Raw genomic sequence first — 249 nt, 5'->3', positions numbered from 1 at the left:
GGTTCACTATCGGTCGATTACGAGTATTTAGCCTTGGAGGATGGTCCCCCCATATTCAGACAGGATGTCACGTGTCCCGCCCTACTTGTCGTACGCTTAGTACCACCGGTCCGATTTCACATACGGGGCTATCACCCGCTATGGCTCCTATTTCCAGAGGATTCTGTTATCGGTCCGACTATCACGTACAGGCTCTTCCCATTTCGCTCGCCGCTACTTTGGGAATCTCGGTTGATTTCTTTTCCTGCA

General features: G+C 51.4%; 1 rRNA gene. It reads right to left on the bottom strand.

From position 1 onward, the window contains the following. A 23S ribosomal RNA gene (locus KO539_RS29940) occupies window positions 1-249 on the bottom strand; the annotation flags it as partial.

This window comes from Janthinobacterium sp. NKUCC06_STL (assembly GCF_019345455.1).
GTDB classification, from domain to species: Bacteria; Pseudomonadota; Gammaproteobacteria; order Burkholderiales; family Burkholderiaceae_D; genus Janthinobacterium; species Janthinobacterium rivuli.
The sequence above is the reverse complement of the archived record's forward strand: the minus strand, read 5'-3'. Positions and strand labels throughout refer to the sequence as shown.